Here is a 19,847-nt window from a genome sequence, read left to right on the forward strand (position 1 = left end):
CCCGCCCCCGCGCACGACACGGGGGTGCGGCGGGCAGACCGCCCGCCGCACCCCCGTGGCCACCCCCGCGACCGGTACGGCTAGCCCTTGCTCACCGCCAGCAGGATCTCCGGCAGCTTCCGCGCCACCGTCGGCGCCGCCAGCCGCAGGCCCGCCCAGGTCACGAGGGCACCCCAGGCCACGCCCAGCGGCAGCACGATCCAGGAGAGGACCCGGTGGTCCGCCACGCTCAGGTAGACCGTCAGGGCGATCACCGGGGCGCAGATCAGCGCCGACACCGCCATGCCGCCGAGGATGCCCATCCAGGCGAGCCCGCCCTGCCCCGGGGCGACGTTCTTGAAGGCGCCGTCCGTCGGGATCGAGTACGGGAAGCGGGCCGAGGCCAGCGCCCCCGTGCACAGCATCGAGCCCACCAGGGCCACCGCCAGCCCCAGGGCCGCCGGGAAGCTGCCCCAGTCGCCGAGCAGCGCGGCCGTGACCGCCGTGACCAGCGCGGTGTACGGGAGCGCCACCAGCCCCAGCGCGAGCGCCCGGGCGCGCAGCTCCAGGTACGCGTCGCGCGGGGTCGAGATGGTCTGCGCGACCATCCAGAACGCGGAGGTGTCCTGCCCGAACTGGTTGTACATCTGGACGCCGAGCATGCCCGCGCCGAAACACGCGAGGTACACGGATCCGGCGCCCTGGAGGGCGTTGACCACCGGGATGATCAGGCCGATCGCCAGCGCCGTCACCCAGGAGGCCTTGGTCTTCGGGTCGCGCACCACGTACCGCAGGGTGCGCTGCACGGCCGCGCCCGTCCGGCCCTCCGGCAGCAGCGACCACGGGCCGCCCGTGCCGCGGTCCTTCACGGGCCGTGCGGCGGCGATCGTCGAACCGTCCGGGCTGACCATCAGCCGGGTCAGGCTGCGCTCCCAGAACCACATCAGCAGCGCCAGCGCGCCGACGGTGAGCGCGAGCTGGGCCGCCGCCACCCCGTACGAGCCGTCGCTCACCGAGTCGACCATGCCCACGGCGGTCGCCGGCGGCAGCCACCGCACCACCGCCTCGACGGGCTCCAGCTGGGACAGGCCGCCCGCCTCGAACAGGCGCTGGCTGGCGAAGTTGGCCAGCTGCGCGCCGACCGCGATCAACAGGCCGCTGAGCAGGGCCAGGTCGCGCCCCTTGCGGCTGGTCAACAGCCGCACGTTGGCCGTGGCCACCGCCCGCGCCAGCGTCACGCAGCCGAGAACCAGCAGCGGGGCGCCCACGACCGCGGCCGCCGCCCCGGCCGCGCCCCGCGCGACGGCGATGACCGAGCCGACCGCCAGGCACAGCGTGAACAGCGGTCCGATGCCGACCAGCGAGGAGGCGAGGAGGGCCCGTACGAGAGGACGCGGGCGCAGCGGCAGCATCACCAGCCGGCTCGGGTCGAGCGTCTCGTCCCCGGTGGGGAAGAACAGCGGCATGAAGGTCCAGCCGAGCGCCAGGACGGCGGCCAGCAGGACGACGACCGTGCCCGCGCGGGCGTGCCCGTTCAGCAGGGACAGGCCGAGGGTGGTGAAGAAGGCGACGACCAGCGCGAAGACCAGCGTGGTGATCCAGACGGCCTTGCGCTTCGAGGAGCCCTTCAGCCCGTTGCGCAGCAGCGACAGCTTGAGCCGGACGAACACCGCGGTGAGGGAGGCGGGTGCGGAGGCGGCGGGCGCGGTGACGGCTGCGCTCGTGGCGGCGGCGGGCGCGGTCATCGGGAACCCGCCCCGGAGCCGCCGCCGAGCCAGTCCAGGGAGTCGCCGGCCGCGTCGCGTCCGTGCGCGCCGACCAGTTCGAGGAAGGCGGCCTGCAGGGAGGGCGCGTCGCCCCGTACGTCGGCCAGCGGGCCCGCGGCCCGGATCCGGCCGGCGGCCATGACGGCCACCCAGTCGCAGAGCGACTCGACGAGCTCCATCACGTGGGAGGAGAAGACGACCGTGGCGCCGGACGCGGTGTAGCGCTCCAGGACCCCGCGGATGGTCTGCGCCGACACCGGGTCGACGCCCTCGAACGGCTCGTCCAGAAAGAGGACTTCCGGGTTGTGCAGCAGTGCGGCCGCCAGGCCGATCTTCTTCCGCATGCCCGTCGAGTAGTCCACGACCAGCTTGTGCTGCGAGCCCGCGAGGTCGAGGACCTCCAGCAGCTGCGTGGCCCGCTTGTCGGTCTCGGCCCCCGGCAGCCCGCGCAGTCGGCCCATGTATCCGAGGAGTTCCCGCCCGGAGAGCCGCTCGAAGAGCCGCAGGCCCTCCGGCAGGACGCCGATCCGGGACTTGACCTCGGCCGGGTCCGTCCACACGTCGTGCCCGGCGACGACGACCCGTCCCATGTCCGGGCGGAGCAGCCCGGTCACCATCGACAGAGTCGTCGTCTTGCCGGCGCCGTTGGGGCCGACCAGACCGATGAACTGGCCCGCGGGCAGTTCCAGGTCGATCCCCGCGACCGCCACCTGCTCGCCGAAGCGCTTCCAGAGGCCTTCCACCCGCACGGCGGACGGCGCGGATCGCGCCCCGTCCGTCACGTGCGTTCCACCCGTCGCATCAGCCTGGTCCGGCATGCGCCCGCCTCTCGTTCCGTCCCCGTTGGTCGTTCTTTCCTCACCATAGGAGGACGGGGAGAGGCCCGAGCAGTTACTTATGTCATGAACTTGCGGGCAGCGACGCCGGCGCCGGCGCCGCCCTCACGCCCCCGTACGGGCCCGGGCCGCGGCCGCCTCGCGCCCGCAGGCGTACGCCAGCGCGTCGATCAGCTCCTCCGTGTCCGGCAGCCACCGGTTCGCCGGAGTGGGCCGCCGCGCCCACTGGACCGAGCCGCGGCCGCCGAAGCGGGTGGGCGGGGCCGCCACGTACTCGCCCTCGCCGCGCACGGCCAGGTCGATCGAGGCCGGGGACCAGCCCAGCTTCCGTACGAGGTCCGGCACCTTGGCGCCGGCGCCCGGCAGGACGAAGAACAGCATCCGGTGGTCGGGGGTGAGGGCGACGGGCCCGATGGTGCGCTGCATCCGCTCCAGGCGCGCCAGCGCCAGGAAGCCGGCCGCGTCCGGGACGTCCAGCGCGTCGAACGTGCGGCCCGTCGGCATGAGGATCGAGGCCTCCGGGTGCTTCGCCCAGACCCGCCGTACCTGTACCGCGCTGCCGGTGGCCTGCGCCGCCCAGTCCTTCACCGCAGGGTGCGCGCCGGGCGCCGGGCAGTCCGCGGCGCCGCAGGAGCAGACCTCCCGGCCGTCTCCGGACTCCAGCCAGGTGCCGGCGAAGACGTCCCAGTGCCGTTCCTCCGTGTACCGGACGGCATGGTCCAGCACCTGTTCGCCGCGCTGCTTGGGGATGGGTGCGGTCTCCGTGACTCCGATGGTCTCTTCCACGACCATCACAACTCCGCGGGTCACCCGGGGTTACGGGCGCAAACCGGACGGTGGACGGAGCATCGATCCTGCATGCGGGGCGCATCGGGGCACGCGTGGGGGCGCGTAGGAGGCCGGGGCGCGGGAGTTGGGTAGCGACACCACGCAGAGCGGAAGATTCCCCGCACTTCAGGCGGGAAGTGATCATTCCAACGATCACCCGCGGCCTCAGGGGGTTTTCATGGCAGCCAGGCCTCTCGTCGCCCGCCAGCCGAACGAACGGCTGCAGGCGCTCATCCAGGAAGCCGGGTGCTCCAACGCCGGGCTCGCCCGGCGCGTCAACATGTGCGGCGCGGAGCACGGCCTCGACCTCCGCTACGACAAGACCTCCGTGGCCCGCTGGCTGCGCGGCCAGCAGCCGCGCGGACGGGCTCCCGGCATCATCGCGGAGGCGATCGGGCGCAAACTCGGCCGGACCGTCACCATCGACGAGATCGGCATGGCCAACGGCAAGAACCTCGCCTCGGGAATCGGCCTGCAGTTCTCCCCGACGGTCGTCGGCGCGATCGAGCAGGTCTGCGAGCTGTGGCGCAGCGACGTGGGCCGCCGCGACTTCCTGGCGGGATCGAGCGTGGCCGCCTCCGCGCTGGTCGAGCCGAGCCGCGACTGGCTGATCACCGGGGCCGACACGCAGGTGGCCCGCAGCGGCGGGTCGCGGGTCGGCATGTCCGACGTGGAGGCGGTACGGGCGACCACCGAGGCGCTCAAGGAGCTCGACCACCGCTTCGGCAGCGGGCACGTCCGGCCGGTCGTCGTGCACTACCTGAACTCCGTGGTGTCCGGGCTGATCGGCGGCGCGTACAAGGAGCCGGTGGGACGGGCGCTGTTCGCGTCGGTGGCCCGGCTGACCGAACTCGCGGGCTACATGGCGGTGGACACCGGGCAGCCGGGGCTCGCGCAGCGCTACTACATCCAGGCGCTGCGCCTGGCCCAGGCGGGCGGCGACCGGGCGTACGGCGGGTACGTGCTGGCGGCGTCCATGAGCCACCTGGCCGCCGAGCTGGGCAACCCCCGGGAGATCGCGCAGCTCGCGCGGGCCGCGCAGGAGGGCACGCGGGGGCAGGTCACCCCGCGGGTGGAGGCGATGTTCTACGCGGCCGAGGCGCGCGGGCACGCGCTGCTGGGGGACGTCCGGGCGACGGCGGTGCTGTCGGGGCGGGCGGTGACGGCGCTGGAACGGGCGGAACCGGAGTCGGGCGACGACCCGGCGTGGATCCGGCACTTCGACCAGGCGTACCTCGCCGACGAACTGGCCCACTGCCACCGGGACCTGGGCCAGGCGGAGGCCGCGGGCCGGTGCGCGCAGGAGGCACTGCGGGGCCTGCCGGACGGCAAGGCGCGCCGCCGGGCGATCGGCCTGCTGCTGCTGGCGGCGGCGCAGGTCCAGCAGCGGGAGGTGGAGGAGGGCTGCCGGACCGCCACGAGGGCGGTTGACCTGCTGGCGGGGCTCCGCTCGACCCGGGGCGAGGATTACCTGGAGGACTTCCGCTCGCGGCTGGAGCCGTACCGGGAGGAGCCGTCGGTCCGCGAGTTCGGCGCCCGCCTGGAGGCGAGGGCCGCCTGACCGGCCGCGGGGCGCGCCCGCCCGTCGCCGTCCGGAACTCCGGGGCGCTCCCGGGCGGGTTCCCCGGGCCGGATCACGGGCGGCCTGACGGTAGCCCCGGGCGACCGGGTAGCGTGAGCCGACGGTTCCGCAGGTTCGGGCGAGTCGGAGAAGGAGTCCCGGTGACGGAGAACGGACGAGGGGGCGCCCCCCAGCCGGGTGCCCCGTGGGGTCCGGACCCCGCCTACCCGGCGCAGCCGGACGGGCCCGAGGGGTACCCGCAGCACCAGCAGGCCGCCCCGCCCGGGCAGCAGCCCGCGTACGGGCCGCCGCAGCCGGGCGGATCCGCGTACGGATCCCCGCAGCCCGGACACCCGGAGCCGTCGGGCTACGGCACCCCGCAGCCGGGGCCGTCGGCGTACGGCACCCCGCAGCCGGGGCCGTCGGCGTACGGCACCCCGCAGCCGGGGCCGTCGGCGTACGGCACCCCGCAGCCCGGACACCCGGAGCCGTCGGGCTACGGCACCCCGCAGCCGGGCGGTCCCGCGTACGGGTATCCGCAGCCCGGGCAGGACCCGCAGGGCTATCCGGCGCCCGGGTACGGCTACCCGCAGCCGGGGCCGGCAGCCGGGGCCGGGCACGTGGTGGGCCCGGGCTACGAGGGCCCGGGGGACCCGCACGGCTACGGCTACCCGCCGCTGCCCGAGGCGGTGACCCAGTACATCCCGCCCGTTCCGGCGGGTCCGGGCGGGCCGGGGGAGGACGCCACCCAGTACATACCGCCGGTGCCGGCGGGGCCCGCGCACGCCGAGGCGGCGACGCAGTACATGGCGCCGGTCCCGGCCGCTCCGGGCGTTCCGGCGGGTCCGGGCGTTCCGGGGGAGGACGCCACCCAGTACATACCGCCGGTGCCGGCGGGGCCCGCGCACGCCGAGGCGGCGACGCAGTACATCGCGCCCGTCCCCGCCGCCGAGTTCGACGGCCTGTTCCGCGGGGGCGACGACTCCGCCGGGCACACGCAGCAACTGCCGCCGGTGCAGGAGCCGGTGCGGCGGCAGCCGCCGCCGCGCCCGTACCCGGCGCGCGGGCAGGGGCCCGTACCGCACCCGCAGCAGGCCCAGCAGCCGCACTACCCGCCCCCGGGTCAACCCCGGCACCCGCAGCAGCAGTTCGCCGGGCCCCCGCCCCCGCCGCCGGAGGCCCCGCGCAGGGTCTCGCCCGCGGTCGTCGTCGCGGTCGTCGTCGGCCTGGCCGTCGCCGGTCTCGGCGTCGGCTCGCTGCTCGGCGACGACAAGCCGAAGAACAACGACCCGGGCGCGGTCCCGGCCGCGCCCAGCGCCGCCGGGGGCTCCGCCCCGGCCGCCGAGGCGCGGGTGGACCCGGGCAGCCCGCAGGCCGTCCAGCTGGACAAGCTCCTCGCCGACAGCAACGACAGCCGCGCCGCGGTGATCAAGGCCGTCGAGGACATCAAGGTCTGCACCAACCTGGAGCAGGCCGCCGCCGACCTGCGCGACGCGGCCCGCCAGCGCGAGGAGCTCGTCACGCGCCTCAAGGAGCTGAAGCTGGACCAGCTCCCGGACCACGTGAAGCTGAGCGCCGCCCTCACCAAGGCCTGGCAGTTCTCCGCGGCCGCCGACAACAGCTATGCGGCCTGGGCGCAGGACGTGGGCGGCGACAAGGGCTGCAAGGACGGCAAGGCCAAGTCCACGGACAACGCCTCCGCCGGGAACAAGGCGAGCGGCGACGCGACGCGGTCCAAGGAGCAGGCCGCGACCCTGTGGAACCGGATCGCGGCCAAGTACTCCCTCACGAAGCGCGACAAGTCGCAGCTCTGAGACCCGGGCCGGGGCGGGGGAATCCGCCCGGCCCGGTCCCGGTCAGGCGGCCCGGGGGGCCTGTTCCAGCGTCGGGGTCATGTCCATGGACTGCTCGCCCTGCTGGGCGACCAGCCGGCCGGCCTGGACGATCTGGAAGCTGACCCGGCCGTTGACGATGCGGGGGAAGCCGCCGACCGCCCGCATGTCCTGGTAGCGCCAACTCAGTTCCGGGGTCAGGCCGCCGGTCGTGACGGACTGCGACTGGTTCAGCACGCGCGCGACCTTGCGGGCGGTGACGCTCTCGTCCGGCTTGAAGCGGTGCACGATCTCGCTCAGCACGGTGTACGCGATCCAGGTGGTCTGCGCGCCGCTGTCGGCAGCGTCGAGGCCGTCCGCGCCGAGGGAGTGCTCGGAGATCACCTTGCGCATCGGCTCCCACAGGGGATCGGTGGACACCGGGTACCAGCTGGTCAGGTACGCGCCTTCGAAGGGGCTCTCGCGGCCGCCGGTACGGTCCACCAGCGACTGGCTGAGGCTGCCGAGCACCGAGGAGATCTGCGGGTTCTTCTTCTGGGAGTCGGCCCGGCGGAAGGCGTCGAAGAAGGTTTCCGTGCGTTCGCCGAGGACCGCGGTCACGCAGCCCCGCTCCTTGCCGGCGGTGGTGTTGGACAGGGCCTCGCGGGCCTGCGGGGCGAAGTCCGACGCGTCCTCGGCGGCCCGGATGTCGGAGGCGTCGCCCATCTTGTTGGCGCGCAGCCCGGCGTTGAGCAGGACGGGCAGGGAGTCGCCGGCGAGGGTGTCGGGGCGGACCAGCGCGACCTGGCTGCAGGCGCGGCCGAGCTGGTGGCCGGCGCCGGCGAGGAGGACGGGCTGGCCGCCGTTGACGGGGTAGGAGAGCGTGGACTGGAACTCCTCGGAGGAGACCCCGTACCCGCCGATGAACGGGATGCCCTCGGCCTCCAGCGGGGCCATGAAGGCGCGCCCGTGCTGGCTGTAGGAGCCGACGACGGCGACGGCCTTCTCGGCGATGGCCTTGCGGGCGCAGTCGGCGGCGCCGGTGGGCGTGTTCTTCTCGTTGCAGGTCAGGACCCGCAGGGTGCGGCCGTTGACGCCGCCCTTGGAGTTCACCCAGCGCTCGTACGCCCTGGCCATGGCGGGCATTCCGGGCATGTTGGTCGCGGCGGTGCCTTCGGGTGCGAAGGTCATGACGGTGAGGGTGTCCCCGGATCCCCCGGAGCCCCCGGACCCTCCGGGTATCACCCCGCACCCGGCGACGAGACACGCACCCATCGCGGTGGCGAGGAGAGTGCGGGAGAGGCTTGCTGCGCGGCGCCAGTCGGTCATGTCCATGCACCATTCCGCCCCACGGGGAACTGAAGTGTGAGGTGTACACAACATTCGGTGACGCCCAGGTGAATTGCCGGGGAAGCCGGCGGGCCCCGCGGTGCCGCAGGCGCCTCAAGATCGCGCCGAACGGGAACGTACGATCGAAAGCGTGACATTCGCCCAAGGTTCGAAGAACTCTTCCCGCCGCGGCGGCCGCTCCTCCACCATGGGCGGCATGCCCCTCAACGACATGCCGTGGTGGCGCTGGCGCAGCAACGTGCGCTCGGCGCTGCACATGCTCTCCGACCCGGTCTTCCACGAGGAGACCTGGCTCGCCGGCGCCGAAGGGTACGGGGACGTCACCGACGCCGTGTACCGGCTCGTGGAGGACACCTGGCTCGACAGCTGGTCGGCCGAGAAGTACGTCGGCACGATCTTCCGGGACTCGCAGGAGGCGGCCCTGGTGGACCTCGCCGTGCTGCGGGTGCTGCGGATCCTGCACCAGGTCGGCCCCGACGCCCCCGTCTCCGCCTACCTGGAGCACCACGCGTGGCCCGAGGCGGTCCGCGCCGCGCGCGAGGCGCACGTACGGCTGGCCGCGGCGGACGGGGACGACCCCGACGGGCGGCCGCGCTCGCTCGAACTGCTGAGGATGCTGACCCGCGCGGTGTGAAAGGCTGTCGGGTCATGAGCGACCCGCAGCCCGAGGCCCCGGCCCAGCCCCTCCAGCAGTACGTCCTGACCGTGTCCTGCCCCGACAAGCAGGGCATCGTGCACGCCGTGTCGAGCTACCTCTTCATGACCGGCTGCAACATCGTGGACAGCCAGCAGTTCGGAGACCGGGGGACCGGGCTCTTCTTCATGCGGGTGCACTTCGAGGCCGAGCCCGCGCTGACCGTCGACAAGCTGCGCGCCAGCTTCGCCGCGATCGGGGACTCCTTCCGGATGGACTGGCAGATCCACCGCTCCGACGAGCGCATGCGGATCGTGCTGATGGTGTCCAAGTTCGGCCACTGCCTGAACGACCTGCTGTTCCGCTCCGGCATCGGCGCCCTGCCGGTGGAGATCGCGGCCGTGGTCTCCAACCACACGGACTTCGCGGAACTGGTCGGCTCGTACGGCATCCCGTTCGTGCACATCCCGGTGACGAAGGACACGAAGGCGGCCGCCGAGGCGGAGCTGCTGGAGCTGGTGCGGGCGCAGAACGTCGAGCTGGTGGTCCTGGCCCGTTACATGCAGGTGCTGTCGGACACCCTGTGCAAGGAGCTGAGCGGGCGGATCATCAACATCCACCACTCGTTCCTGCCGAGCTTCAAGGGCGCGAAGCCGTACCACCAGGCGCACGCGCGCGGTGTGAAGCTGATCGGCGCGACCGCCCACTACGTCACCGCCGACCTGGACGAGGGCCCGATCATCGAGCAGGAGGTCGAGCGGGTGGGCCACGAGGTGACTCCGGACCAGCTGGTGGCGATCGGGCGCGACGTGGAGTGCCAGGCGCTGGCGCGCGCGGTGAAGTGGCACAGCGAGCACCGGGTGCTGCTGAACGGCGCGCGGACGGTGGTCTTCGCCTAGGCCGCAGTCGGCCGCTCCGCCCCCGGCGGGCCGCTATCCGGGCATGGTGCCATCCGGGCGTGGTGCCATCCGGGCGTGGTGCCGCCGGCGCGGGTCCCGGGGCAGGCGGAGGGGCGGGGCCGCGGGGCCCCGCCGTCGACCTCCTGGCCGCGCCGCGGACGTCAGGCGTCCGGGGCCTCCACGCCGCAGTACGACGCGAAGGCCGCCAGGATCTCGTCCTCCGAGATGCGGCCGTCGCCGTCGGTGTCCAGGGCGGCCGCCACCTGCGCGGCCTGCTCCGCAGGGGTGCCGAGCACGGTCAGCACCCGCGCCGTCGCCGGCGGGGTGGCGCCGGCGCCGTCCGGGTCCGCGACCGCGATGACGGCCCGCAGGAACGGCCGCGCGATCTCCGCGAACCGCTGCGGGCTGTCGCGCAGCCGCTTCGCCGCGCCGGTGATGAACTCCTCGCGGGACACCCGCTGGTCACCGTCGACGTCCGCGATGCCCGCCATGCCCTGCCAGAAGGCCTCGGCGCCGGCGAAGACCGCCTGGCCCTTGTCGGAGCGTGCGGTGGTACCGAATTCGGTCAGCACGGCCTTCGCGGCCGCGCTGAAGTCCTCCCGGTCGATATAGCCGGACCCGTCCTGGTCGAAGGTGGCGAATCGGGCGGCGATCTTGCGCTCGTATCGTGCGCTGTCCATGTTCGGCGTTCCGCCTTCACGTGTGCGGTGGGGTTCAGATCAAGACACTGCAGGAGCGTACGGCCTACGTGGCCTGCGCGTTAAGCGAAGCGGTCAAGGAGGTGGCGACATCGAACCCGCGCACGGGGAGCGCGGCGGGGCGCGTACGCCTGTACCCATGTCCCCATGCTCGTACCACCGTTCACGCGGCGCCATGCCCTTATCACGCTCGGCGCATTTTCGGGGCGGGCTTCCCCCAAAACAGGCGCACAACGCCATGTGCCCACTACATTCGATGCGTCGACACACGGCTGGGGGCACTATGCCGAAGGACGCACCACCGCGCTGGGACCGCCGCATGCAGCAGCGCCTCGCCCGCGGTGAGGCTGCCGCGCTCGGGGAGCTGTACGACCGCTTCGCCTCCCTCGTGCACAGCCTGGCGCACCGGGTGCTGGGCGACGAGAAGGCCGCAGACCGGACCACCCGTGAGGTCTTCTCGTACATCTGGGAGAACCCCGACGCCTACGACCCCAAGCAGGGCTCCATGCGGTCGTGGGTCGCCCGGATCGCCCAGGGCCAGGCCGTGGCGCGGCTCCGGCAGGCGGAGCGGGGCCGCGGCTCGCACGAGGAACTGGAGCAGAAGGTGCGCAGTGCCAGCGCCGCGGCCCGCGCCGACTTCATCGTCACCTCCATGCCCGCGCCCCTGCGGGCGGCGCTCGAACTCGCCTACTTCAAGCGGCGCGACTACCGGCAGGCCGCCGCCGACCTCCAGATCAGCGAGGACGAGGCGCGGCGCCGGCTGCGGCTCGGGCTGCAGCTGCTGTCGACCGCCAACACCCTCCCGCTGGACGACACCTCCTTTCCCGGACACGGCCACCGCACCCATGGAACGCCCCGATGACCGGCCCCGCCGAGCGACCCGACGACGGGTACGAGCGGCCTGCGGGGCCCGCCCGGATACCGGGTCCCCGCGGCCCCGCCGACGACCTGGACCCGCAGTACGCGCCGCTGTCCGCGGAGCCGCTGCCGGAGCCGCCGGTGCCCGGGGAGCCGCGCGGTGAACCGGCCCCGGACCCCGGACCGGACCCCGTACCGGCGGCCGTCCCGCCCACGCACGCCGTGCTGAAGTCCCTGCTCGGGGCGTGGGCGCTGGCCGCGTGCTCCGCGGACGAGACGCAGGCGGTGGAGGAGCACCTCACCGAGTGCGCGCCCTGCGCGGAGGAGGCGCTGCGGCTGCGCGACGCGGTGGGCCTGCTGCACCCGGAGGAGCCCCTCGACCTCAAGCCGCTGCTGCGGTCGCGGGTGCTGGAGGACTGCCTGGGCAAGCGGCCGGCCCGCATCCCGGTGCCGGTGTGGGCGAGCCCGTACGACACCGAGACGGCGCGCCTCGACGCGCTGCTGCAGGACTTCGGCGACTCGGAGTGGCACACCCCGGTACGGCTGAAGTGGTTCGAGGAGGAGGGGAGCCGCTCGCAGCGGACCACGGTGGCGGGGGTGATCGGGCACCTGCTGACGGTGGACGGCATGGTCGCGACGGCCCTGGGGCTGGACGACCCGCTGGGTCCGGACGCGCCGCCGGGCGCCGGCCCGGCCGCGCGGACGGAGCACTTCTGGGACGCCTCGGGGCACCCGACCACCCGGCAGGTCCGCGACCCGTGGCGGGAGCAGGGGCACACGCTGGTGCGTACGGTGTCCTTCGCCGGCGGGGGCGTGGCCGAGCTGGCCGTGGACTACGGCGCCTTCGCGCTGCCGCTCGGGGACGCGTTCCTGGAGCGGGCCTTCGAGTGCTGGGTCCACGCGTGGGACATCGCCGAGGCGGTGGACTACCCGTACGAGGCCCCCTCCGGGCCGCACCTGCACCGCATGATCGACCTGGCGGCCCGGCTGCTGCCGGGGGCGCTGGCGCAGCGCCGCCGGGCGGGGCTGGCCGGGCCGGCGCGCGGCCTGGTCGAGGCGGGTGCGCCGGGGCGGACGCTGCACCTGGCGATCGAGGGCGCGGGCGGCGGGGGCTGGGACATCGCGCTGGACTCGCCGGCCGCGAAGCCGTCGGCGGAGCGGACGGTGGCGGAGATCGCGCTGGACGGCGTCGAGTTCTGCCAGGTGGCCGCGGGCCACATCTCGCCGGAGGAGGCGGCCGCGGGGCAGCACGGCGACCGGGAGGCGATCCGGGACGTCCTGTTCGCGGCGGCCTCGCTGAGCCGGCTGTAGCCTCCCGGCGGGGCGGGGTGGACCGGTGCGGGGGCGGTGCCCCGGCCCAGGACCCCCCCGGCGGCGGTCAGGCGTAGCGTTCGCGCAGGCGGTACTTGAGGACCTTGCGCAGGGCCTCGTTGCGGGGCAGGGACTCCAGGAGCTCCAGCTGCTCGGGGAGCTTGTGGGTGGCCAGGCCCTCGGCACGCAGGTACGCGGTGAGCTGCGGGAGGGTCAGCGGGGCCGCTCCCGGGGGCTGTTCCACGACGGCGCAGACGCGTTCGCCGCGCGCCGGGTCCGGGAGTCCGATGACCGCCACGTCGGCGACGCCGGGGAGCCGGTGCAGGAGGTCCTCGATCTCCTTCGCCGAGATGTTCTCGCCCTTGCGGATGATGACGTCCTTGCTGCGGCCGGTGAGGACCAGGTAGCCGTCCCGGGTCAGGTGCCCGAGGTCGCCGGTGATCAGGTAGCCGTCGGCGTCGAAGACCTCCGCGGACTGCTCCCGGTCGAGGTACCCGCGGCAGACGGCCTCGCCCTTGAGCCGGACCTCGCCGTCCGTGTCCGGGGGCAGCGGGGTGCCGTCGGGGGCGGTGACGCGGATGGACATGCCCGCCGGGGGGCGGCCCTCGGTGGTGGCCAGGTGGTCCGCCGTGTCGTCCGGCGCTCCCATGGTGATCATCGGGACCTCGGTCATGCCGTAGCCGTGGGTCAGCTGGCAGCCCATCTCCCGTACGACCGCGTGGTAGATCTCCGGCGGTTTGGGGGCGCCGCCGCCGGCGAGCAGCCGGAGGGTGGGGATGAGCTTCGTCGCGGGGTCCTTGCGCTGCTCCGTGAGGAACATGGAGTAGAAGGCCGTAGAGCCGCCGGCGACCGTGACGCCGTGGCGGCGGTAGCCGTCGAGCGCGTCCGGCATGGCGAACTTCTCGAAGAGGACGGCCGGGAAGCCGTACAGCAGCAGCATGACGGTGTAGTCGGGCCCGGCTATGTGCGCGAAGGGGAAGGCCATCGAGCCGACGTCGGCCGGGCTCAGGTGCAGGGCGTGGGCGAGGCAGGAGCCGCCGGCGATCAGGGACCGGTCGGTGTGCAGGACGCCCTTGGGGTCCGAGGTGGTGCCCGACGTCCAGTAGATCCAGCGGACGTCGGTGCCGGAGGCGGGCGGCGGGGGCAGGACGGCGGGGTCGCCGTCCGGCAGGTCCTCGTACGCCTCGAAGACCCCGCGGGCGCCGAGCCGTTCGGCCATCGCGGGGTAGTCGTGGCCGCGCCACCGGCCCGGGACGGCGAAGAACTCGGCCTTGGACCCGCGGAGCGCGAAGCCGACCTCCCGGTCCCGGTAGAAGGGGATGACCGGGGACTGGACGGCTCCGATCCGGGCGAGGGCGACCGACAGCAGCACGGTCTCGATGCGGGTGGGGAGCTGCCAGGCGACGACCGTGCCCGGGCGCACGCCCATGCCGTACAGGCCGGCGGCGACGCGCTCCGAGCGGTCGCGGAGCTCGCCGAAGGTCAGCCGGCGGTCGTCGGCGGGGTCCTCGGCGGCCTCGATGAGGACGGTGGTGTGCGGGGTGAGCGCGGCCCGGCGGTCGATCAGCTCCCACAGGGTGCGGGACCGGCTCAGCTCTGTCGCGGTGTCCGGCATCCCAGACCTCCCTTAACTGACGGATAGTCAGATCCAGCGGAGAGCGTAGAGCGCCGGCGCTTGTCGGTCCAGGGGTGGCGGGGCTAGCTTGTTTCTGACGATCCATCAGATTGGGGAGACCTGTGGAACTGCCTCGGATCATCAGCGTCGACGACCACGTGATCGAGCCCGCACACCTTTTCGACGTCTGGCTGCCCGCCAAGTACCGCGACCGCGGCCCGAAGCCGCTCACCGCCGGCATCGGCGAGCTCCAGTACACGGGCGGCAAGTACGTCATCTCCATGGACCCCGACGGCCCGCCGACCGACTGGTGGATCTACGAGGACCTGAAGTTCCCGTACAAGCGCAACATCGCCGCCGTCGGCTTCGACCGCGACGACATGACCCTGGAGGGGATCACCCGCGAGGAGATGCGCCGCGGTTGCTGGGACCCCAAGGCGCGGCTGCTCGACATGGACCTCAACCACGTCGAGGGCTCGTTGTGCTTCCCGACCTTCCCGCGCTTCTGCGGGCAGACCTTCGCCGAGGCCCACGACAAGGAGGTGGCGCTCGCCTGCGTGCGCGCCTACAACGACTGGATGGTCGAGGAGTGGTGCGGCGACAGCGGCGGCCGGCTGATCCCGCTGTGCATCATCCCGCTGTGGGACATCGACCTCGCGGTGGCCGAGATCCGGCGCAACGCGGCCCGCGGCGTGCGGGCGGTGACCTTCTCCGAGATACCGACCCACCTCGGGCTGCCGTCGATCCACTCCGGCTACTGGGACCCCTTCTTCGCCGCCTGCCAGGAGACCGGCACGGTGGTCAACATGCACATCGGGTCCAGCTCCCAGATGCCCGCCGCCTCCCCGGACGCGCCGCCCGCCGTCCAGGCCTCGCTCAGCTTCAACAACGCGATGGCCTCGATGATGGACTTCCTGTTCAGCGGCGTGCTGGTGAAGTTCCCGACGCTCAAGCTCGCCTACAGCGAGGGCCAGATGGGCTGGATCCCGTACGCCCTGGAGCGCGCCGACGACGTGTGGCAGGAACACCGGGCCTGGGGCGGCGTCCGGGACCTGATCCCCGAGCCGCCCTCCACCTACTACTACCGGCAGATCTTCTGCTGCTTCTTCCGCGACAAGCACGGCATCGCCTCGCTGGACGTGGTCGGCCGCGACAACGCCACTTTCGAGACCGACTACCCGCACGTCGACTCGACCTTCCCGCACACCAAGGAGGTCGCCCTCGACCATGTGAAGGGCCTCGACGAGGAGACCGTCTACAAGCTGATGCGCGGCAACGCCATCCGCATGCTCGGCCTCGACCTGGACCGCTGATGGACCTGACCTACAGCGAGGAGGAGCAGGAGTTCCGGGCCCGGCTGCGCGCCTGGCTCGCCGTCGTGCTGCCCGGGCTGCCCGCCAAGCCGTCCCCCGACGACTGGCCGGGCCGCCGCGCCTACGACGCGGGCTGGCAGCGCCGGCTGCACGACGCCGGGTACGCGGGCCTGCACTGGCCGCTCGACGCCGGGGGCCGCGGGGCCACCCCGACCCAGCACCTGATCTTCCTGGAGGAGACGGAGCGCGCGGGCGCCCCGTACGTCGGCGCCAACTTCGTCGGCCTGCTGCACGCCGGCCCGACCATCGCCGCCGAGGGCACGGCGGAGCAGCGGGCGCGCTGGCTGCCGCCGGTGCTGCGGGGCGACGAGGTGTGGTGCCAGGGGTTCAGCGAGCCGGACGCGGGCTCGGACCTGGCGTCCCTGCGCACGCGCGCGGTCCGGGACGGCGACGCGTACGTGGTCACCGGCTCGAAGGTGTGGACCTCGCACGCGGAGGTGGCCGACTGGTGCGAGCTGCTGGTGCGCACGGACCCGGACGCACCCAAGCACCGCGGGATCTCCTGGCTCGCCCTGCCGATGGACGCGCCCGGGGTGACGGTACGGCCGCTGCGGACGCTGGCCGGGTCCACCGAGTTCGCGGAGGTGTTCCTCGACGAGGTGCGGGTCCCGGTCGCCAACCGGGTCGGCGCGGAGAACGACGGCTGGCGGGTCACCATGGTCACGCTCTCCTTCGAGCGGGGCACCGCCTTCGTGGGCGAGGTCGTCGCCTGCCGCCGGACCCTGGGCGAGCTGGCCCGCAGGGCCAAGGCGAACGGCAGCTGGGACGACCCGGTGCTGCGGCGCAGGATGGGCCGGCTGTACGGGGAGTTCGGCGCGCTGTGGCGGCTCACGCAGTGGAACGTCAGCGAGTCGATGGGGGTCCCCCCTGTTCGAGCGAAGTCGAGAACTCGGGGGAGCTCCGGCGGGGTCCCCGGCACCGGCGGTTCCGTCTTCAAGCTCGCGTACTCGCACGCCCGGCAGGAGCTGTACGACACGGCCGCGCAGGTGCTGGGGGCCGGGTCCCTCGTCCTGGACGAGGAGTGGACGCTGGACCGCCTCTCGTCGCTCTCGTACACGATCGCGGCGGGCACCTCGCAGATCCAGCGGAACATCGTCGCCGAGCGCATCCTCGGCCTTCCGAAGGGCCGGTGAGGGGCGTGCACTTCCAGCCGACCGAAGACCAGGAGGCGCTGCGCGCGGGCGTACGGGACCTCCTGGCGGGACGGTACGGGCGCGAAGCGCTGCGGGCGTCGGTGGACGGCGCGGCCGGGGGCGGTGCGCCGGGCGCGGGGCCGGCCGGCGGGCCGGTGGTGGACCGGGGGCTGTGGCGGGAGCTGGGCGAGGCCGGGTTCTTCGCGCTGCGGCTCCCGCAGGCCGAGGGCGGGGTCGGGCTCGGGCTGCCGGAGGCGGCACTCGCCTTCGAGGAGGCCGGGCGGGTCCTGCTGCCGGGGCCGCTGGTCGCCACGCACCTCGCCGCCGGGCTGGTCCCGGGGGCCGCGGAGGGAAAGGCCGTGGTCACCGCCCACGACCTGGGCGGGGACCTGGTGGCGTACCTCGGGGAGGCGGACGCCGTCCTGGGGGCCTCCGGGGAGCCGGTGCCCTCCGGGGAGCCGGTCCGCTCGGCGGACCCGCTGACGCCGCTGCACCGGGTGGCGGCGTACGGGGGCGGGGACGGTGGCGGCGTCTCGGAGTACCGCGCGACGGGGGCGCTGCTGACGGCCGCTCTCCAGGTCGGGAGCGCGCTGCGGACGCTGGAGCTGGCGGTGCGGTACGCGGCGCAGCGGGAGCAGTTCGGGCAGCCGATCGGCGGGTTCCAGGCGGTCAAGCACCTGTGCGCGGGGATGCTGGTACGGGCGGAGGTGGCCCGTACGGCGGTCTACGCGGCGGCGGTGACGGCCGACCCCGGGGAGATCGCGGCGGCCAAGCTCCTCGCGGACGAGGCGGCGGTGGCGGGCGCCCGGGACTGCCTGCAGGTGTACGGCGGGATGGGCTTCACCTGGGAGGCGGACGTGCACCTGCACCTGAAACGGGCGTGGGTGCGGGCCGAGCAGTGGCGGACCGCGGCCCAGGCGGAGGAACTGCTGGCGGAGGAGCTGCTGGCGTCGGGGTCGTAGCGCGCTGTGACGGAACGGCGCACGGAAAGCGCCGGGAGTACACGGTGAGTGCGTGGGGCAGGCGCGGGACGACGGAGCCAGGTACGGGAGAGACGAGGTGGGACGCATGTCTGATTACAGAGAGTTGATATCGGTTTGTGTCCTTCGCCCGACTCATTACGGCCCGGAGTCGGGGGCCTGCTCCGGTACGCTCCCACGAATGCGAGCGGTTGAGCGGCGAGGGCGTCGCACAGTATGCACCACGCCTACTCCTTCGCGCGGGAATATGCCCGAAGTGCTTGTTGTGGTGACTGTACGTCAACCATGCTGCTCCGCAAGGGGATCACACTGGGTGATCCCGTCCTGTCGCGAGGCGAAGTGTCCGCCGGTTCGGATGGTGTGAGCGGTGCAGGTGCTTCAGGTTCAGCTGGAGGTAGGACCCGATCCCGCCGAGGTCGGCCGGGCGCGCCGGTGGGCCCGCTCCCGGATGGCGGGCTCGGGCATAGGGGACGACGAACCGCTCGCCGAGACGCTGATCCTGCTGATCTCCGAGCTGGTCACGAACGCGGTCGTGCACACGGGCTGTCCGGCCGTGCTGCGGATGCTCTTCGGTGAACCGGGAGTGCGGGTCGAGGTCGCGGACGCGAGCGACCGGGCCCCGGCACCGCGGCAGGCCGCCGGGGACGACACGGGCGGGCGGGGCCTGGAACTGGTGGACGGCCTGGCGGACCGCTGGGGCTGGCAGCGCGAGGGCGCGGGCAAACGGATCTGGTGCGAGGTCGACCGCGCGGAGAAGGCGGCGGGGGACTGCGCCTCGGACGGACCGCCGGAGAATCACCCCTCCGGGCGGGAACCGCGCGTGTACCTCTAACGAGGTGTTGACGATCCGTCACGTTGTGATCACCCTGGTGGGTAGCGATTCGACGCGAGGGGACGCCAAGGACACGCCTTGGCGAGTGCGGGTCGCGGGGTGGCGGCTGCCGTGCCGCGCTCGGGGCGTGCACGCGCGCCGCCGCCACCCGCAGTACACGTGAGCCTGCGTCGGCGTTCAGAAGACCGACGAAGCGCTCGCGGTCCACGGCAAGGACGACGGCCGCATCCGGCGCGGATGAACTCTCGCCCTTCGCCCCACCCGCTCTGCGGGTCGCCAGGTATGAAGGTGAACTCGTACCGGTGGCGGTACATCGCCGCTCAGGCCCGGTAGATCGAGGATCGCTCGGCCACCTGCTCGGGGGTGAGTCCTTCGACGGTCATGTTGCCCGTCCACAGCTCGTCGCGGTTGGCATAGGTGGCGCCGAACCTGACCTGTCGGCCTCCGGGCTCCAGCTTCCAGCACTGAGTGTCGAACTGGGCGATGCGGTCGCTACCGACGACGAACGCGCGGGTCGCTTGCATCAAGATCCATTGACTCATCGATTCCCGCGTCGCACCTTCCTTGCACATGGTGGCCGCCATCTGCCAGAGCCGGAACCAGTCCGCTCCGGGAGAGAGGGGGCCGACGATGGCCACCTCCCCGATTCGCCGTTTATCGAGGTGGTGGGCGGCGTAGCCGAACACGGTCCCGAAGAGAGCGAACACGGTGACCCTGCTGTGCCCCGTCAAGCTCGCGATAGTGGTTGTCATTCATGGAACCCTTGGGAAGTGAGGCGGTCCGGACGCGATGCAGGCGTCCGGACCGCTTCGTGCAGGTGGGGGATCAGCGGGTCCGGCGCTGATCAGCAGCAGCCGCCATCGCCGCAGCACGCGGACTGGTTGCACTCGGCTGCGGTGATCCACAGCGTCTCGTCCAGGTCGAAGCCGGCCGCCCTGATCCGGTCCACCGTGGAGACCATCAGGGGACCGGTGCGGACCTTGGAGTTCGGGGCATGGTGCACGAAGTACCCGAACCGCTCCTGGCACCAGTTGGCGTAGTCCTGGGTGTGGAGCATGAACGTGTGCCAGCCGGGGTCCACACGCTCGCTCGGCGCGAGGTCGTACGCCTTCTCGCTGCCGATGACGTAGACGAACGCGATGGCCTGGCCCATGACGCGGTCGGCCACGACGCGTTCGAAGCCGTACTCGTCTGAGCAGAACGCGGCAAGGCGTTCGAACAGTGCGGGACTCACGAGATCCCGCCCGTGCCGCAGGGCGACAGGGGTGTCCAGCATCGTCGTCACGGTGTCCTACCTTCTTGATGTGGGTCTGAACTGGTCATTCGTAAGATCGGTGGGGCCCAGGGGTCCCGGGTATGGCTGTCACAGTCACGCCGTTGGAT

18 protein-coding genes are annotated in these 19,847 nt (G+C 73.1%); 10 read left to right on the forward strand and 8 right to left on the reverse strand.

The window, feature by feature from the left end; genetic code table 11:
- Nucleotides 1–80 precede the first annotated feature (80 nt).
- The 3 genes from ACFWTC_RS21645 to ACFWTC_RS21655 form a co-directional block, all read right to left on the reverse strand.
- Entirely contained in the window at nucleotides 81–1,724 is a 1,644-nt protein-coding gene (locus ACFWTC_RS21645; RefSeq protein ID WP_384028157.1) for a transporter, read from the reverse strand.
- On the reverse strand, nucleotides 1,721–2,563 hold the full coding sequence (locus ACFWTC_RS21650) for an ABC transporter ATP-binding protein (RefSeq protein ID WP_383916840.1): 843 nt from the start codon (nucleotides 2,561–2,563) through the stop codon (nucleotides 1,721–1,723). Before ACFWTC_RS21650 ends, ACFWTC_RS21645 begins: the two co-directional genes overlap by 4 nt.
- 123 nt (nucleotides 2,564–2,686) lie before the next feature.
- The gene (locus ACFWTC_RS21655) at nucleotides 2,687–3,367 is read right to left on the reverse strand and encodes a bifunctional DNA primase/polymerase (protein WP_383917053.1); all 681 of its coding nucleotides are present in this window, start codon (nucleotides 3,365–3,367) and stop codon (nucleotides 2,687–2,689) included.
- A gap of 220 nt (nucleotides 3,368–3,587) precedes the next feature.
- Between ACFWTC_RS21655 and ACFWTC_RS21660 the strand changes: the two genes are divergently transcribed.
- Complete coding sequence (locus ACFWTC_RS21660; RefSeq protein ID WP_383916838.1) at nucleotides 3,588–4,970, forward strand: transcriptional regulator; 1,383 nt, start codon at nucleotides 3,588–3,590, stop codon at nucleotides 4,968–4,970.
- A gap of 161 nt (nucleotides 4,971–5,131) precedes the next feature.
- The gene (locus tag ACFWTC_RS21665; RefSeq protein ID WP_384074380.1) at nucleotides 5,132–6,784 is read left to right on the forward strand and encodes a hypothetical protein; all 1,653 of its coding nucleotides are present in this window, start codon (nucleotides 5,132–5,134) and stop codon (nucleotides 6,782–6,784) included.
- A gap of 42 nt (nucleotides 6,785–6,826) precedes the next feature.
- Here ACFWTC_RS21665 and ACFWTC_RS21670 read toward each other — a convergent pair whose 3' ends face one another.
- A complete protein-coding gene (locus ACFWTC_RS21670; protein ID WP_383917051.1) occupies nucleotides 6,827–8,110 on the reverse strand; it encodes an ABC transporter substrate-binding protein in 1,284 nt (427 codons plus the stop codon).
- A 208-nt stretch (nucleotides 8,111–8,318) separates the two neighbouring features.
- Here ACFWTC_RS21670 and ACFWTC_RS21675 point away from each other — a divergent pair, with 208 nt between their 5' ends.
- Together ACFWTC_RS21675 and purU are read left to right on the forward strand one after the other, a co-directional pair.
- On the forward strand, nucleotides 8,319–8,765 hold the full coding sequence (locus tag ACFWTC_RS21675; protein WP_383917049.1) for a hypothetical protein: 447 nt from the start codon (nucleotides 8,319–8,321) through the stop codon (nucleotides 8,763–8,765).
- A 14-nt stretch (nucleotides 8,766–8,779) separates the two neighbouring features.
- The gene (gene purU / locus ACFWTC_RS21680; protein WP_383916835.1) at nucleotides 8,780–9,664 is read left to right on the forward strand and encodes a formyltetrahydrofolate deformylase; all 885 of its coding nucleotides are present in this window, start codon (nucleotides 8,780–8,782) and stop codon (nucleotides 9,662–9,664) included.
- 161 nt (nucleotides 9,665–9,825) lie between these two features.
- Here purU and ACFWTC_RS21685 read toward each other — a convergent pair whose 3' ends face one another.
- Nucleotides 9,826–10,344 (reverse strand): EF-hand domain-containing protein, encoded by a 519-nt coding sequence (locus tag ACFWTC_RS21685; RefSeq protein ID WP_383916832.1) that lies wholly within the window; start codon nucleotides 10,342–10,344, stop codon nucleotides 9,826–9,828.
- A 301-nt stretch (nucleotides 10,345–10,645) separates the two neighbouring features.
- Between ACFWTC_RS21685 and ACFWTC_RS21690 the strand changes: the two genes are divergently transcribed.
- Together ACFWTC_RS21690 and ACFWTC_RS21695 are read left to right on the forward strand one after the other, a co-directional pair.
- Complete coding sequence (locus ACFWTC_RS21690) at nucleotides 10,646–11,224, forward strand: RNA polymerase sigma factor (protein ID WP_383916829.1); 579 nt, start codon at nucleotides 10,646–10,648, stop codon at nucleotides 11,222–11,224.
- Nucleotides 11,221–12,531 carry a zf-HC2 domain-containing protein gene (locus tag ACFWTC_RS21695; RefSeq protein ID WP_384028158.1) on the forward strand — a complete coding sequence of 437 codons (1,311 nt, stop codon included), beginning with the start codon at nucleotides 11,221–11,223 and terminating at the stop codon, nucleotides 12,529–12,531. The genes ACFWTC_RS21690 and ACFWTC_RS21695 overlap by 4 nt, the downstream gene beginning before the upstream one ends.
- 67 nt (nucleotides 12,532–12,598) lie before the next feature.
- Here ACFWTC_RS21695 and ACFWTC_RS21700 read toward each other — a convergent pair whose 3' ends face one another.
- Nucleotides 12,599–14,146 (reverse strand): class I adenylate-forming enzyme family protein, encoded by a 1,548-nt coding sequence (locus ACFWTC_RS21700; protein ID WP_384028159.1) that lies wholly within the window; start codon nucleotides 14,144–14,146, stop codon nucleotides 12,599–12,601.
- 122 nt (nucleotides 14,147–14,268) lie between these two features.
- Between ACFWTC_RS21700 and ACFWTC_RS21705 the strand changes: the two genes are divergently transcribed.
- The 4 genes from ACFWTC_RS21705 to ACFWTC_RS21720 all read left to right on the forward strand — a co-directional run bounded on the left by ACFWTC_RS21705 (nucleotide 14,269) and on the right by ACFWTC_RS21720 (nucleotide 18,464).
- Entirely contained in the window at nucleotides 14,269–15,459 is a 1,191-nt protein-coding gene (locus tag ACFWTC_RS21705; RefSeq protein ID WP_383916820.1) for an amidohydrolase family protein, read from the forward strand.
- A complete protein-coding gene (locus ACFWTC_RS21710; RefSeq protein ID WP_383916817.1) occupies nucleotides 15,459–16,652 on the forward strand; it encodes an acyl-CoA dehydrogenase in 1,194 nt (397 codons plus the stop codon). Before ACFWTC_RS21705 ends, ACFWTC_RS21710 begins: the two co-directional genes overlap by 1 nt.
- Nucleotides 16,653–16,657: 5 nt before the next feature.
- Nucleotides 16,658–17,614, forward strand: a complete 957-nt coding sequence (locus ACFWTC_RS21715) for an acyl-CoA dehydrogenase family protein (RefSeq protein WP_383916814.1) — start codon at nucleotides 16,658–16,660, stop codon at nucleotides 17,612–17,614.
- A gap of 385 nt (nucleotides 17,615–17,999) precedes the next feature.
- Nucleotides 18,000–18,464 carry an ATP-binding protein gene (locus ACFWTC_RS21720; RefSeq protein ID WP_383916812.1) on the forward strand — a complete coding sequence of 155 codons (465 nt, stop codon included), beginning with the start codon at nucleotides 18,000–18,002 and terminating at the stop codon, nucleotides 18,462–18,464.
- 320 nt (nucleotides 18,465–18,784) lie between these two features.
- Here the strand turns inward: ACFWTC_RS21720 and ACFWTC_RS21725 are convergent, their stop codons facing one another.
- Nucleotides 18,785–19,216 (reverse strand): hypothetical protein, encoded by a 432-nt coding sequence (locus tag ACFWTC_RS21725; RefSeq protein WP_383916809.1) that lies wholly within the window; start codon nucleotides 19,214–19,216, stop codon nucleotides 18,785–18,787.
- Nucleotides 19,217–19,308: 92 nt separating this feature from the next.
- On the reverse strand, nucleotides 19,309–19,740 hold the full coding sequence (locus tag ACFWTC_RS21730) for a glycine-rich domain-containing protein (protein ID WP_384028160.1): 432 nt from the start codon (nucleotides 19,738–19,740) through the stop codon (nucleotides 19,309–19,311).
- Nucleotides 19,741–19,847: the final 107 nt, after the last annotated feature.

The sequence above is a fragment of the Streptomyces sp. NPDC058619 genome, from assembly GCF_042717785.1.
In the GTDB taxonomy this organism is placed as follows: Bacteria; Actinomycetota; Actinomycetes; order Streptomycetales; family Streptomycetaceae; genus Streptomyces.